We start from the raw sequence: 13,715 nt of genomic DNA on the forward strand, positions 1-13,715 counted from the left end.
TTGACTTTTGGCACGCTGTTGAGTTCTCAAGGAACGGACACTTCCTTCGGACCGCCTTCCAGCGGGCCCTCCGGGCGCTTCGTTCTTTCGTGTTTCCAGCTTATCAGATCCTCGCGGCCGTTCTTACCGGCGCTTGTTTCTCTGATTTCCCACTGGGGGGATTTCCTTCAACTTCGCTCCGAAGCTTATCAAAGCTTTCGGTGTGCTCAGTTCCGGAATTTACCTCGTCGGAGGGCGCGTATTTCGTGAAACACGCTCGCCTCGATTTGGCGGTGTCGTAGACACTAGCGCCTGGACCAGGTCGTTGTCCAACCTGTCCCAACCGTTCAAATCTACTAGCCCAGCCCTACCACGTCAATGGTTCGGCTGGGATGCGAGAAGAGTACCAGGTCAGAGGCGTGTGGATCACCTCGACTCAGGCCGCGACCGGCTGCAGGTCCGCCCGGTCGGCCGTGTCCAGGTCGCCGGTCTCGCCGGCCGCGGCAGCTTTCCGGCCAAGGACGAGGGCGTACAGAAGGAATGCGACCTCGGCCAGCACGCCGATCGAGATGCGGGCCCAGGTGGGCAGGCCGGACGGGGTGACGAAGGCTTCCAGGATGCCGGAGACGGCCAGCACGGTGGTGAGGCCGATACTCATGCCGATGATCGAGCGCCCCTGTTCCGCCAGGGCCGTCCCACGGGTGCGCGGTCCGGGGTCGATGATCGTCCAGCCGAGCCGCAGGCCGAGGCCGCCCGCCACGAAGACGGCGGTGAGTTCCAGCAGGCCGTGCGGGATGAGCAGGCCGAGGAAGATATCGAGCCGGCCGGCGGAGGCCATCAGCCCCACCCCGAGCCCCAGGTTGAGGACGTTGGTCCACAGCACGTTGAGCACGGGGATGCCCAGCGCGATACCGAAGAGCAGGCACTGCACCGCGATCCAGGCGTTGTTCGTCCAGACCTGGGCCGCGAACGAGCTGGCGGGGCGGTCCGAGTAGTAGGCCTCGTAGTCTCCGCCGGGCCTGGTCATCTCGCGGATCGTCGCCGGCGTGGCCAGGCTGTTCCGGACCTCGGGGTGGGTCGCCACCCACCAGGCGACGAGGGCGGTGCCGAGAAGGGAGAGAACCGCGACCGGCAGCCACCAGCGGCGCGAACGGTAGAGCGCGGCCGGGAAGCTCACGCTGTAGTAGCGGGCGACGTCCCGCCAGCCGCTGCTGCGGCTGCCGGTGACCGCGTCCCGGGCACGGGAGACCAGGCTGGTGAGCCGGCCCTCCAACGTGGGGTCGGGGGCGGCGGCCTGGACCTTGGCCAGATGGCCGGTCACGCGCTGGTAGAGGGTGACCAGTTCGTCCGCCTCCTCACCGGTGAGCCGGCGGGTCCGGGCGAGGGCGTCCAGCCGGGCCCACTCCCCCTGGTGGGTGGCGACGAAGACGTCCAGGTCCATTCGGCAGCTCCATGGTCGGCGCGGGGCGCGCGGGCAGGCGGGTGCGGACAGGTGCGCCCAGCATGCCAGGGGGAGGGAGTGCCCGGGCGGCCGGGATCTCCTTTCCCCGGCGGCCCGGGACCTCCCTTCCCGAGCGGCCGCGCGGCCCCGTATGTTGACGACTGCGGATCACGGGATCGTGGGGGCCGATCCGACGGACGCTCCCTCCCCGGATCGCGGACCATGAACCACGGACCATGAATCACCGACGGGAACGGACGGGTGTCTTGAGCGACCTGGTGACGGGTGAGGCGGTCGTCCTCGGCCTGCGCACGGCGAAGCTTCCGAGCCGGGCGCTGGCGATCGGGCTGGACCTGGCCGTGCAGGGCGCCGCGCTCCTGGTGTGCTCCCTGACGCTGAGCGTCGTCTTGGTCGATCTCGACCCCGCCGCCCTGGCCGCCGTGATGCTCGGACTCGTGGTCTTCTTCCTGGTGGCCCTGCCCGTCATGATCGAGACCCTCACCCGCGGGCGCTCGCTCGGCAAGGCCGCCCTGGGCCTGCGGGTGGTGCGCAGCGACGGCGGTCCGGTGCGGTTCCGGCACTCGCTGGTGCGCGGGCTGGTCGGCTTCTTCGAGCTCATCATGCTGAGCGGCGTGCCGGCGACGATCTGCTCGGTGGTGTCGGCGGACGGCAAGCGGCTCGGCGACGTCTTCGCGGGGACCCTTGTGGTCCGCGAGCGGGTGCCGGGCGGGAGCGGCGCCGCCGTGAACCCGCTGCCGCCGGTGCCCCCGCAGCTGCTGCAGGCGATCGGCGGCGAACTGGTGGCGCTGGACCTCTCCGCCGTGCCGGAGCCGCTCTGGCTGGCGATCCGGCAGCTGCTCGGCCGGATCGGCCAGCTGGACCCGGCGGTGGCGCACCAGATGTCCGCCCGGCTGGCCGACGACCTCGCGGCTCGCACCGGCCACCCCGTCCCGTACGGGCTGCACCCGGCGGCGTACCTCGGCGCGGTGCTGACCGAGCGCCAGCGGCGCGAGTGGACCCGGGCCCAGGGCTACGCGTTCCAGCAGCAGGCCCAGTCCCAGGCGCAGCTCCACCCGAACCCGCACCCCCAGTCGCAGCCCCAGCCCCAGCCGTCGACCCCGCCCGTGGAGCAGCCGGCCGCCCAGGCCATGCAGCAGCCCACCGCCCCGCCGCAGGCCCCCGCCACCGGCTTCGCCCCGCCGGCCTGACACCGGCCCGCCCGGCGTGCCCGGCCCCGCGCCGGGCTACTCGCCGAACTCCACCGGCCAGGGGTTCGGCGGCGACTCCAGCTCCTCCAGCTCCACCCCGGCCGCGGCCAGCACCACGTCCCCGGCCAGGTGCACCACCTGCTGCTCGCCCGTCTCCAGGTCCGCCACCTGGTAGCGCTCGACCAGCAGCGGGCCGGAGTCCGTCTCGTGGGTGTCCACACCCTCCAGCAGCCAGCCCTGGTCGAAGGTGCGCGGCGCCAGTACCGGCTCGGTGAACGCCACCAGCCGCACCTTCGCGCTCCCCCCATCCCGCAGCCGCAGCAGCCGCGCGGTGGCGACCAGGAAGGCCGGCGAGCGCCCGGCGAAGCCGTGGGCCCGGTCGTGCCCCTCCACCGTGTGCTCCCCGCCGGGGTCGGCCGCGTCGGTGCGCACCCAGGCCACCCCGTCGACGGCGCCGCCCCGGACCTGCCAGCCGCCCGCCCGCAGCTCCATCCGCAGCGGCCGGGCCCGCGAGTCCAGCGTCAGGTCGACCGTGCCGAGCACCTGGCCCTCGGGCCCGTACGTCTTGGAGACGTACCGCCAGCCGGCCGGGCCGGGGGCGCAGCTGAAGCGCTCCTCGCCGAGCAGCACGTGGTCATGGGTGTCGTGGAGCGAATACCGGCCGTTGGGCATGCCCGCAAGCCTACGTCCGGCCCGTCCGGACAACCCGCATGCAACGTTCTGCACCGGTCCCTGCATTAGGGGTTGGACGGCGCCGATCGGCGCCTCTGGTTCGAGGGAAGGGGGGCAGGGATGGCGAAGCAGGCACGCGACGCGGAGTTCGCCGAGTACGTGGCTTCCAGGAGCGGCTGGCTGCGCAAGGTCGCCTATCTGCCGTGCGGGGACTGGCACCGCGCGGACGACCTGGTTCAGGAAAGCGTCACCAAGCTCTACGTGAACTGGTCATGAGCCCGGCGGGTCGGGAACGTCGACGGCTACGCCCGCAAGGTACTGGTCAACACGTTCCTGGCCGAGCAACGCTCGCCCTGGTGGCGACCTCGCCGCCCGGCTGTCGGCCCTGGCCGACGAACCCTCCCCGGCGGCCGGCTTCGACATTGCCACGTCCGTCGCCCGGGGGCGGGCGCGCCTGCGGCGACGGCAGCGGGCCGCGGTCGGAGTGGTGGCCGTCGCGACCGCGGCCGTGGTCACGGCCACGCTGCTGCTGGAGCCCGGCGGTGCCGCGTCCGCCCCGCCCGCCGCGCCCCCGGCCGTATCGGCCTCCACCGCGGCCCCGACCCAATCCGGGGGCGCCCTGCTGACCACCGAGGTCCGCTTCGGTGTGCTGCCCGACTGGGTGGACGGCGAGCACGGCGTCGGGTACTCGTCGGACCGGGAGCTCGCCGGCGCCGCCGCCCCCACGGTCGGCACGGTCAGTGCCGCCGAGCCCGGCCTCGCCGGGCGCCGTGTCGACCTGACGCTCTACCCGGCCGGGGCCGAACCGACGCTGGTCGACTCGCCCGCTCAGAAGCAGGAGAAGGCGCCGGCCCCTCCGGTCGGCGGCCGGACGGCGTACTGGGTGGTCAATCCGACGCACCCGACCTTCGACAACTCGCAGCGCATCCTGCGCTGGTTGACCCCCTCCGGCCGCTGGGCGCAGCTGCTCGGGACGTTCGGCGCCGCCGGAATCCCCGACGACGTGCTGCTCCGGGTGGCCGCCGGCGTCGAGTTCGGCCGGCGGGACGTCCCGCTTCCGATCCGACTGACCGGGCTTCCGGACGGACTCCGGCCGACCGGGGCGTCGCTGATCCGCCCCGCGGGCCCGCTGCCCTGGGCCGCGACCGTCTCCCTCGCGGTGGACGGCAAGGAGTTCGAGGCCGTGGTGGCGCCCGAGGGCGAGCTGCGGTACTCGATGCCGCGAAAGGAGTGCCGGACCGAGCAGGGGCTCCAGATCTGCGTGTCGACGCACGTCGACGCGCTGCCCGCGGCCGAGCGCTTCGGCGGCCTGGCCGGCTTGGCACGCCTGGTGGGCGTCACGGGCGCCGACCCGGGCACCTGGACGACCGACGCGACCCGCTGAGCGCCCGGACATGCCGGTGGCCGGCACCCCGTGCGAGGGGTGCCGGCCACCGCCGTGGTTCCGGGCGATCAGTAGCGGTACTGGTCCGCCTTGTACGGGCCCTCGACCGGGACGCCGATGTAGTCGGCCTGGTCCTTGGTCAGCGTGGTCAGCTTCACGCCCAGCGCGTCCAGGTGCAGGCGGGCGACCTTCTCGTCCAGGTGCTTCGGCAGCACGTAGACGCCGATCGGGTACTGCTCGGTCTTCGTGAACAGCTCGATCTGCGCGATCGTCTGGTTCGCGAAGGAGTTGGACATCACGAACGACGGGTGGCCGGTCGCGTTGCCCAGGTTCAGCAGGCGGCCCTCGGAGAGGATGATGATGGTCTTGCCATCGGCCTTGCGCCACTCGTGGACCTGCGGCTTGACCTCGGTCTTGACGACGCCCGGCAGCTGGGCGAGGCCGGCCATGTCGATCTCGTTGTCGAAGTGGCCGATGTTGCCGACGATGGCCTGGTGCTTCATCCGGGCCATGTGCGAGGCCATGATGATGTCCTTGTTGCCGGTCGTCGTGATGAAGATGTCGGCCGTCTCGACGACATCCTCCAGCGTCGCGACCTGGTAGCCGTCCATCGCCGCCTGCAGGGCGCAGATCGGGTCGATCTCGGTGACGATGACGCGGGCGCCCTGGCCGCGCAGCGACTCGGCGCAGCCCTTGCCCACGTCGCCGTAGCCGGCGACGACGGCGACCTTGCCGCCGATCAGGACGTCGGTGGCGCGGTTGATGCCGTCGATCAGCGAGTGGCGGCAGCCGTACTTGTTGTCGAACTTCGACTTGGTGACCGAGTCGTTGACGTTGATCGCCGGGAACAGCAGGTTGCCGTCACGGTGCATCTCGTACAGGCGGTGGACACCGGTGGTGGTCTCCTCCGTCACGCCCTTGATGGTGGCGGCGACCTCGGTCCACTTGTTCGGGGTCTCGACCAGGGTGCGGTTCAGCAGCTCCAGGATGATCCGGAACTCGTCGTTGTCCGCGGTGGACGGGTCCGGCGCGGCACCGGCCTTCTCGAACTCGACGCCCTTGTGGATCAGCAGGGTGGCGTCACCGCCGTCGTCCAGGATCATGTTCGGGGTCTGGCCGTCCGGCCAGGTCAGCGCCTGCTCGGTGCACCACCAGTACTCCTCCAGCGTCTCGCCCTTCCAGGCGAACACCGGAACGCCCTGCGGGTTCTCCGGGGTGCCCTCCGGGCCGACCGCGATCGCGGCGGCGGCGTGGTCCTGGGTGGAGAAGATGTTGCACGAGCACCAGCGGACCTCGGCGCCGAGCGCGGTGAGGGTCTCGATCAGCACGGCGGTCTGCACGGTCATGTGCAGCGAGCCGGTGATCCGGGCGCCGGCCAGCGGCTGCGCCGCGGCGTACTCCGCACGGATGGACATCAGGCCGGGCATCTCGTGCTCGGCCAGCTGGATCTCCTTGCGCCCGAACGGCGCCAGGGAAAGGTCGGCAACCTTGAAGTCACCGGTGATGTCGGTCGACATGCGTCTGCTCCTCGCTGATGGGGTGGGGCATGGCCAAGGTCCTCAGGGTGCGTCACAGCACGGCGGGCCGCACGGGTGCGCGGCAACGCCGGGTCAACCCGGCCACGATGGGACGGGCTCCCTGCTGCTCAGCACATACCGTCGGAGGACCTCTCTCCCTCGACCGGGGCGCGCCCTCGCGGGCGCGGACCGCCGATCGACCGCCATCAGCAGCGACGTTCTGGCTCTGGTGACGAATCTACACCGACGGCCCCGCGCCCCGGCCCGGTACGACCGGATTCGGCCTCCGGGCCCCGTATGAAGGAAGCAACGAAGGAGCCTGCGTGTGTGCCGGGCTCAGTGCGCGCCCGGCACCGGACCGCCGGGGGTGGCGTACGGGTCGTCGCCCGCGGCCTCCTTCTCGGCGCTGTAGATGTCCGGCTCCAGGTAGATGACGCGGGCGATCGGGACGGCCCGGCGGACACGCACCTCGGCGGCGTCGATCGCCTCGGCCACCTGCGCCGCGGTGTCCTCCGCGTTGACCGCGATCTTCGCGGCGACCAGCAGCTCCTCCGGGCCGAGGTGCATGGTGCGCATGTGGATGACGCGGGCGACGGTGTCGTGGTCCACCAGGGCGTCGCGGATCCCGGCCACCACCTCGGGGTGGGCCGACTCGCCGATCAGCAGCGACCTGGTCTCCAGCACGAGCACGATCGCGATGGCGATCAGCAGCACACCGATCGACAGGGTGCCGACGCCGTCCCAGACGCCGTCCCCGGTGATCGCGGTCAGGCCGACGCCGAACAGCGCCAGCACCAGGCCGATCAGCGCGCCGGTGTCCTCCAGCAGGACGACCGGCAGCTCCGGCGCCTTGGCCCGGCGGATGTAGGCGGGCCAGCCGTGCACGCCCTTGTCCTTGACGGCCTCGCGGTAGGCGGTGAAGAACGACCAGGCCTCCAGGCCGATGGCCAGGACCAGCACGCCGACCGGCCAGTACCAGTTGTCCAGCTCGTGCGGGTGGGCGATCTTCTCGTAGCCCTCGTAGAGGGCGAACATGCCGCCGACGCTGAACAGCACGATCGAGACCAGGAAGGCGTAGATGTAGCGCTCGCGCCCGTAGCCGAACGGGTGCTCGGGGGTGGCCTTGCGCTGCGAGCGCTTGCCGCCGACCAGCAGCAGCACCTGGTTGCCGGAGTCGGCCAGCGAGTGCACGCCCTCGGCCAGCATCGAGGACGAGCCGGAGAACGCGAAGGCCACGAACTTGCCGGCCGCGATGCCCAGGTTCGCGGACAGGGCCGCGACCAGGGCCTTGGTACCGCCTTCGGTGCTCATGCTCGGGAGGGTCCCTCCGCCGGGGGCCGTTCAGCCCGCGCTCAGTCGTTGTCGAGCGCATACGGTACCGGGCCTCCGCCCCCGGGCTCAGGACTGTGCGGCCGCGAGCCCCAGGTAGACGGCGGCGAAGTCGGTCAGCGCGATCAGGTCGGCGAGTGCGTGCAGCGGGTCGGGCCGGGCGCTGGCGTACTCGGTGAGCCGGACGTCGTGGGCGGCGGCCAGCCGGTGCGCGCGGGCGGCGCCGAAGCTGCGCGGGCCCTCGTCGTCGGCCGGCACCTCGGCCGGGCCCGTCTCCTCGTCGGGCGGGCCGGCCGCGGGGCCGGGGACGTGCCGCAGCAACAGCACCTGGAGGTGCAGCGGGTCCGGCTCCTCGACCCGGTCGCGGAAGAAGTCGTCGGGGTCGGCGCCGGCGCCGAGCTGCCCGGTGAACATGCCGCGGTGCGCGGTGAGCACCTGCGGCAGCTGCCCGGCCAGCGCCGGACGGCCGGCCCGCTCGGCCAGCTGGGCGGCGAACCTGGCGGCGGCCGCCCCGGCCACCGGGCCCTCGGCCCAGAGCAGCGGGACGGTACCGGCCAGCCGGGCGGCCAGGCCCTTGGCCGGGTTGGTGTACGCGGCGGCGTCCGGCCGGCAGCGGACGGCGGCCGCGTCCAGCAGGTCGGCGGTGGCGGCCGGCGCGTCGTACGGGAGCTGGGTGACGCCGAGCTTCTGGGTGAGGGCGAGCAGCGGGGCGAGGTGGGCCCAGAGCGCGGCCGGGTCCTCGGCCGGCAGGTCGGGCTCGGCGGCCGGGCCGGGCGGCCGCGTGCCGTCGTCGGGCAGGTTCGGCGGGACGTACGGCAGCGGCAGCGCGCGCACCTGGAGGGCGGCCTCGGCGAGCGGGCTGCCGACCGGGGCGGTCACCACGATGGCGCAGCCACGCGCGTACGCCTGCTCGGCGAGCGCGATCAGGCCCTGCTCGACGCCGGCGGCGGAGCTGACGACCAGCAGGTCGAGCGGCCCGGCCCAGCCGGGGAGCTGCCAGGCCAGTCCGGCGGTGAAGACGGGCGGAGCGGCGGCCCGGTCGGTGCGCGGGACGTACACGGCATCGATGGGCCCCAGCGGGGTGACCAGGACGGCGGTGCCGGCCAGGGCGGCGAGGATCTCGGCCGCCGTCAGGGCGCTGCCGTGGCCGGCGACCAGCACCGCGCGCGGGCGGCCGTCGGGCCGCAGCCGGTCGAGGCCGGCCGTGTCGGCGAGCCGCAGCGCGGTGCGCACCCGGGCGCCGGCACCGGCCAGGGCGAGCAGGGCGCGGTCGTGGTCGGCGCGCTGGAGGGCGGCCGGGTCGTCGAGCAGGGTGTCGTCGAGCATGCGGCGGGCCTCCGGCTGCTGGCTGGGCGCTGAGGGCTGCGGGGTCGGGGTGCGGGTGTCCGCCCCAAGGATCAGGCCGGGCGGCGGGCCTCGTCCACCAGCAGCACCGGAATGCCGTCGCGGACGGGGTAGGCGAGGCCGCAGTTCTCGGCGGTGCAGACCAGCTCGGGGTGGTCCTCGGTGCCGCCCTCGGTGAGCGCGGCCCGGCACTGCGGGCAGACCAGGATCTCCAGCAGGAAGGATTCGAGCTTCATGGCGTTCGGGCTCCCAGTCTCGGGTGGCGGGGTCGGAGGGGTGGCACGGCGGTGCCCCGGCCGAGAGGAAACCCTACCGGCCGGGGCACCACGGGCGTGCGTCAGGCGCGTGCGCGAGGTCGCGTGCGTCCGGGCCGCGCCCGGACCGCGTCCGTCAGGCGCGGACGATGGCGAGGACGCCGTCGCGCAGCTCGGCCATCCTCGCCGGGTCCTTGGCCTCGACGTTGAGGCGCAGCAGCGGCTCGGTGTTGGAGGCGCGCAGGTTGAACCACCAGTCCGGGCCGGCCACGGTGAGGCCGTCCAGCTCGTCCACCGTGGTGCCCTCCAGGCCGGCGTAGGCGGCGCGGACGGCGGCGGAGCGGGCGGCCTGGTCGGCGACGGTGCTGTTGATCTCACCGGAGGCGGCGTAGCGGTCGTACTCGGCGGTGAGCGCGGAGAGGGTGCCCTGCTGCCCGCCGAGGGCGGCCAGCACGTGCAGGGCGGCGAGCATGCCGGTGTCGGCGCGCCAGAAGTCGCGGAAGTAGTAGTGCGCGGAGTGCTCGCCGCCGAAGACCGCGTCGGTCTCGGCCATCTCCTGCTTGATGAAGGAGTGGCCGACCCGGGTGCGGACGGGCTTGCCGCCGAGCTCGCGGACCACCTCGGGGACGGTCCAGGAGGTGATCAGGTTGTGGATGATGGTCGGCTCGTCCTCGCCGGCGGCCCGGGCGCGGGCGATCTCGCGGGCGGCGACCAGCGCGGTGATCGCGGACGGGGAGACCGGCTCGCCGCGCTCGTCGACGACGAAGCAGCGGTCGGCGTCGCCGTCGAAGGCGAGGCCGATGTCGGCGCCGACCTCGCGCACCTTGGCCTGGAGGTCGACCAGGTTCTTGGGGTCGAGCGGGTTGGCCTCGTGGTTGGGGAAGGTGCCGTCCAGCTCGAAGTACATCGGGACGAGCTCGAGCGGCAGGCCGTCGAAGACGGTCGGCACGGTGTGGCCGCCCATGCCGTTGCCGGCGTCGACGGCGACCTTGAGCGGGCGGATCGCGGTGAGGTCGACCAGGCCGAGCAGGTGGTCGGCGTAGCCGCGCAGGGTGTCCTGGGCGGACAGCCCGCCGGGCTTGACGTCGAGCGGCGGGACGGTGACGGTGTCGTCCTCGCCGGTCCAGGACTCGACCAGCTCGCGGATCTCGGAGAGGCCGGTGTCCTGGCCGACCGGGGCGGCGCCGGCCCGGCAGAGCTTGATGCCGTTGTACTGGGCCGGGTTGTGGCTGGCGGTGAACATCGCGCCGGGCAGGTCGAGCTTGCCGCTGGCGTAGTACAGCTGGTCGGTCGAGCAGAGGCCGATCTCGACCACGTCGGCGCCGTACGCGGCGGCGCCCACGGCGAAGGCCCGGCTCAGCGACGGGGAGGAGGGCCGCATGTCGTGGCCGACCACGATCGCGGACGCTCCGGTGACCTGCACGAACGCGGCGCCGAAGGCGCGCGCGAGGCTCTCGTCCCACTGGTCCGGGACCACGCCTCGTACGTCGTACGCCTTCACGAGCTGCTTGAGGTCGCGCACTGCGGCTCCACCCTGGTTCTCTGTCTGATCGGCGGGCTGGTCGCCCATGGTCACGATACGTCCGAGTACGGCACCGGCCGGTGCCCGGACAGGGGGGCAGCGTACCGGGACGCGGCGGAAGGCCGGGCCGCGGCAGGGGTGGGGCGGGGCCTGAGCCGGGCTCGGGCGGGGGCTTGGCCGGGGCTCAGCTGTCGGGCGAGCGCAGCACCCGCAGGTGCCCTCGGCGGCCGGCCTCGGTCGACTCGCCCTCGGGGCCGCGGCCCTGACGGGGGGTCTGCGGGCGGGCGGCCTCGCGGACGGCGTTGGCGAGCGCTTCGAGGTCGTCGCTGCTGCGGCGCAGCGGACCGGCCTCGGCGGCGAGCCGGACGACCTCCCAGCCGCGCGGGGCGGTGAGGCGCTCGGCGTGCTCGGCGCACAAGTCGTAGCAGTGCGGCTCGGCGTAGGTCGCGAGCGGGCCGAGTACGGCGGTGGAGTCCGCGTAGACGTACGTCAGCGTCGCGACGGCCGGTCGGCCGCACGCGGTCCGCGAACAACGACGTACAGAGCTCACGAGGGTGGACGGTACAGCACTCCTCGCCGGGGAGCGAAGACCGCCTGCCCGGAGGGTGTGCCGTGTCGCGGTCCGCACGCCTCGGACACCCCGTCGCCACGCTCGGCGGGCGCCTCGCGCGACGCGCACCTGAGGTGATCCGCCCTCCCCCGGGCTCCGGCCTGGGAGTACCCCCGTCGCTCGCTCCCGCGCGCCCCCGCCGCCCCGGGCGATTCGGCGTCGGGGTGGTCCACTTCCGACCGTCCAAGGACTACCCTCGGCAGTGATATGGACAGCTCTGCACCGCAGTCATCGACGGGACCTTCGCGCCGCCCCCGGCACCGCGACCGGCACGGCCGGGGTCTGCGCGGCCCGCTGGCGCCTCCGCAGGTGCCGATCTCGCTCACCCGCTCCGAGTTGTTCGACGACTACGTGCGCGAGTCGGTGGAGCGTCTCGAACGGCGCTGGCCGCAGCTGATCGAGGTGGAGTTCGCCGTCCAGGAGGTGCCGCTGCACGAGGCGGACGGCCCGGACGCGGACGGCGGGGTGCCGCTGGGCCGGGTGTCGCCGGGGCAGCAGGGGCGGAAGAGCCAGATCGTGGTGTACCGGCGGCCGGTGGAGATCCGGGCGAAGTCGCGGGAGGACCGCGCGGCGCTGGTGCACGAGATCCTGATCGAGCAGGTGGCGGAGCTGCTGGGGCTGTCGCCGGACGCCATCGACCCCCGCTACGACGAGGACTGACGCGGCGACGCGGCACGCGTGACGACCGAGGGGCGGTACCCGGAAGGCCCGGGTACCGCCCCTCGTCGTCGGCGGGTCAGCGCAGCACGACGCCCGGGTCCTGGGCGGCCTGCGGGACCTTGACGCTGCTGCGGTCGTCGCGCAGCGCCTGGACGGTGAACATCGGGACGTCCTTGACGGGGATGGCGAGCATCCGGGCGGCCATGACCGGCCCGCCGGAGACGGTCTCCACGGTGAGCGCGAAGCTGCCGTTCAGCCCGCCGGGCTCGGGCGCCGGGATGGCGACCGTGCCGCCGGCCGGCAGCTGGACGTCCTTGCTGACCGGGGTGCCGCCGCCGGTGCCGGCCGAGGCGGTGACCTTGACCGTGGCGGCCTCGCCGGCGGAGGTGAGGAACAGCGTGCTGGCACCGCCGCCCCGGTTGTCGGCCACGGTGGCGCGGGCGCCGACCGGGACGCTGCCCGCCAGCCAGGCCGCGTCGGACTTGCCGTTCTGGCCGGCGCGGTCGACCCGCAGGCCGGCCACGACCGGGGTGGGGTGCTTGGCGTCGCTGGGCGACAGCCGCAGGCCGGCCACCTCGTCGCGGGTGATCTTGCCGAGGTCGAGGGCGGCCACCATGCCGGCCTTGATGTGGATCGACTCGTTGCCGGCGGGGGTGAACCAGCCGTTCTTGCCGGAGAGCTCGATCTTCAGGTCGGCGTCGTCCTCCGGCGGCGCCCAGACCACCAGGCGGGCGCCGGCGGTGTCGGCGGGCAGGCCGGGGAGCACCTGGGTGGGCGCCGGGTCCGCCGAGGCGGGCACCCAGTCGGCGCCCTTGCTGCCGTCGGCCGCGTGCAGGGCTGCGCCGACCCTGCCGGTGCGGGCCACCACGTGCACGGCGAGGTCGGCGACCTGGCCCTTGCTGATGGTCGGCAGCAGGACGGACTGCGAGCTGCCGGCGGCGACGGTGATGCTGTTGGCCGCGTCGTTCTCGATCAGGCCCTTGTCGCCGTACAGCTTGATGTCGACGACGGCGGCGGTCGCCTCGGGGTTGACCAGGCTGACGTAGTCGGTGCGGTCGCCGGCCGTGCTGGCGCCGGCGAACCAGAAGCTGGTGCCGGCCGGGGTGCAGGTGATGCCGGACAGGCCCAGCCCGCGCTGCTCGGTGACGGTGGTGGTCTGGGTGACGGTGAACCCGGGCGCGAGGGCGCCGTTGGCGACCCCGCCGGTGCCGGGCGCGGTGTCGCCGTTGGCCGCGGGGCCGGTCACCGGGGTGCCGGGCTTGGCCAGGGTCAGCCGGGCGTCGGAGGGTGCGCCGCCCTTGCCGGGGGCGGCCGCGCCGGAGGCGGCCGGCGCCGGGGCCGGGGGCGCGGCGGCGGACGGCGTCGCCGAGGGCGCGGCGGTCGGCGGGGTGGCGGGGGCGGCCGCGTCGACGATCCAGCCGGCCCCGGTGCCCGCCCCGTCCGCGGTGGCCGTGCCGCCGGGCGGGGTGTAGGCGGTGAGGCTGGTGGAGCCGGTCAGGCCCTGGAGCGGCTGCGGGCAGACCGCGGACGTCCGCTCGACCTGCGCCGAGGTGGCGACGCCGCCCTGGTCGGCGCCGGCCGGTGCGGCCGGCGGGCGCAGCTCGGCGATGCCGAACACCACGGCGAGCACGGCGGCGGCGGCCAGCAGCGACTGGGTGGTCCTCGTCCCGCCGGACGACCGGGGAGCCCCGCCGGCCCCGGGCGCCCCCGGGGCGGCGGAGAACCCGGCGGCGTCGTCCGTCGGTACGGCGCCGGCCTGGTCCTGCGGCTTCTTCTTGAACGCGGGCTTCTTCAT

Annotated in this window: 13 protein-coding genes; 4 read left to right on the forward strand and 9 right to left on the reverse strand. The window is 73.8% G+C overall.

Annotation, left to right across the window (positions count from 1 at the left end):
- Positions 1 to 415: 415 nt before the first annotated feature.
- Positions 416 to 1,420 carry a stage II sporulation protein M gene (locus tag ACZ6NC_RS09415; protein ID WP_465730662.1) on the reverse strand — a complete coding sequence of 335 codons (1,005 nt, stop codon included), beginning with the start codon at positions 1,418 to 1,420 and terminating at the stop codon, positions 416 to 418.
- A 266-nt stretch (positions 1,421 to 1,686) separates the two neighbouring features.
- On the opposite strand from ACZ6NC_RS09415, the gene ACZ6NC_RS09420 reads away from it, so the two are divergent.
- Complete coding sequence (locus tag ACZ6NC_RS09420) at positions 1,687 to 2,628, forward strand: RDD family protein (protein ID WP_465730664.1); 942 nt, start codon at positions 1,687 to 1,689, stop codon at positions 2,626 to 2,628.
- A 36-nt stretch (positions 2,629 to 2,664) separates the two neighbouring features.
- Here the strand turns inward: ACZ6NC_RS09420 and ACZ6NC_RS09425 are convergent, their stop codons facing one another.
- Positions 2,665 to 3,300: a hypothetical protein gene (locus tag ACZ6NC_RS09425; RefSeq protein WP_465730666.1), complete on the reverse strand. Its 636-nt coding sequence runs from the start codon at positions 3,298 to 3,300 to the stop codon at positions 2,665 to 2,667.
- Positions 3,301 to 3,420: 120 nt separating this feature from the next.
- On the opposite strand from ACZ6NC_RS09425, the gene ACZ6NC_RS09430 reads away from it, so the two are divergent.
- Both ACZ6NC_RS09430 and ACZ6NC_RS09435 read left to right on the forward strand, forming a co-directional pair.
- A complete protein-coding gene (locus ACZ6NC_RS09430) occupies positions 3,421 to 3,576 on the forward strand; it encodes a hypothetical protein (protein WP_465730668.1) in 156 nt (51 codons plus the stop codon).
- Between the two features lie 211 nt (positions 3,577 to 3,787).
- Entirely contained in the window at positions 3,788 to 4,684 is an 897-nt protein-coding gene (locus ACZ6NC_RS09435) for a hypothetical protein (RefSeq protein ID WP_465730670.1), read from the forward strand.
- A gap of 68 nt (positions 4,685 to 4,752) precedes the next feature.
- Here ACZ6NC_RS09435 and ahcY read toward each other — a convergent pair whose 3' ends face one another.
- The 6 genes from ahcY to ACZ6NC_RS09465 all read right to left on the reverse strand — a co-directional run bounded on the left by ahcY (position 4,753) and on the right by ACZ6NC_RS09465 (position 11,278).
- Positions 4,753 to 6,201, reverse strand: a complete 1,449-nt coding sequence (gene ahcY, locus ACZ6NC_RS09440) for an adenosylhomocysteinase (protein WP_465730672.1) — start codon at positions 6,199 to 6,201, stop codon at positions 4,753 to 4,755.
- Between the two features lie 336 nt (positions 6,202 to 6,537).
- Positions 6,538 to 7,512: a cation diffusion facilitator family transporter gene (locus ACZ6NC_RS09445; protein WP_465730674.1), complete on the reverse strand. Its 975-nt coding sequence runs from the start codon at positions 7,510 to 7,512 to the stop codon at positions 6,538 to 6,540.
- An 87-nt stretch (positions 7,513 to 7,599) separates the two neighbouring features.
- Complete coding sequence (locus tag ACZ6NC_RS09450; RefSeq protein ID WP_465730676.1) at positions 7,600 to 8,856, reverse strand: SIS domain-containing protein; 1,257 nt, start codon at positions 8,854 to 8,856, stop codon at positions 7,600 to 7,602.
- A gap of 71 nt (positions 8,857 to 8,927) precedes the next feature.
- Positions 8,928 to 9,110: a Trm112 family protein gene (locus ACZ6NC_RS09455; protein ID WP_465730678.1), complete on the reverse strand. Its 183-nt coding sequence runs from the start codon at positions 9,108 to 9,110 to the stop codon at positions 8,928 to 8,930.
- 154 nt (positions 9,111 to 9,264) lie between these two features.
- Positions 9,265 to 10,698, reverse strand: coding sequence for a phosphomannomutase/phosphoglucomutase (locus ACZ6NC_RS09460; protein ID WP_465730680.1), 1,434 nt, complete (start codon positions 10,696 to 10,698; stop codon positions 9,265 to 9,267).
- Between the two features lie 136 nt (positions 10,699 to 10,834).
- Positions 10,835 to 11,278 (reverse strand): DUF3499 domain-containing protein, encoded by a 444-nt coding sequence (locus ACZ6NC_RS09465; RefSeq protein ID WP_465730682.1) that lies wholly within the window; start codon positions 11,276 to 11,278, stop codon positions 10,835 to 10,837.
- A gap of 189 nt (positions 11,279 to 11,467) precedes the next feature.
- On the opposite strand from ACZ6NC_RS09465, the gene ACZ6NC_RS09470 reads away from it, so the two are divergent.
- Positions 11,468 to 11,920 (forward strand): metallopeptidase family protein, encoded by a 453-nt coding sequence (locus ACZ6NC_RS09470; RefSeq protein ID WP_148644571.1) that lies wholly within the window; start codon positions 11,468 to 11,470, stop codon positions 11,918 to 11,920.
- Positions 11,921 to 11,996: 76 nt separating this feature from the next.
- On the opposite strand, the gene ACZ6NC_RS09475 is transcribed toward ACZ6NC_RS09470, so the two are convergent.
- Positions 11,997 to 13,715, reverse strand: coding sequence for a DUF5719 family protein (locus tag ACZ6NC_RS09475; RefSeq protein WP_465730684.1), 1,719 nt, complete (start codon positions 13,713 to 13,715; stop codon positions 11,997 to 11,999).

The sequence above is a fragment of the Kitasatospora sp. NPDC041988 genome, assembly GCF_055588525.1.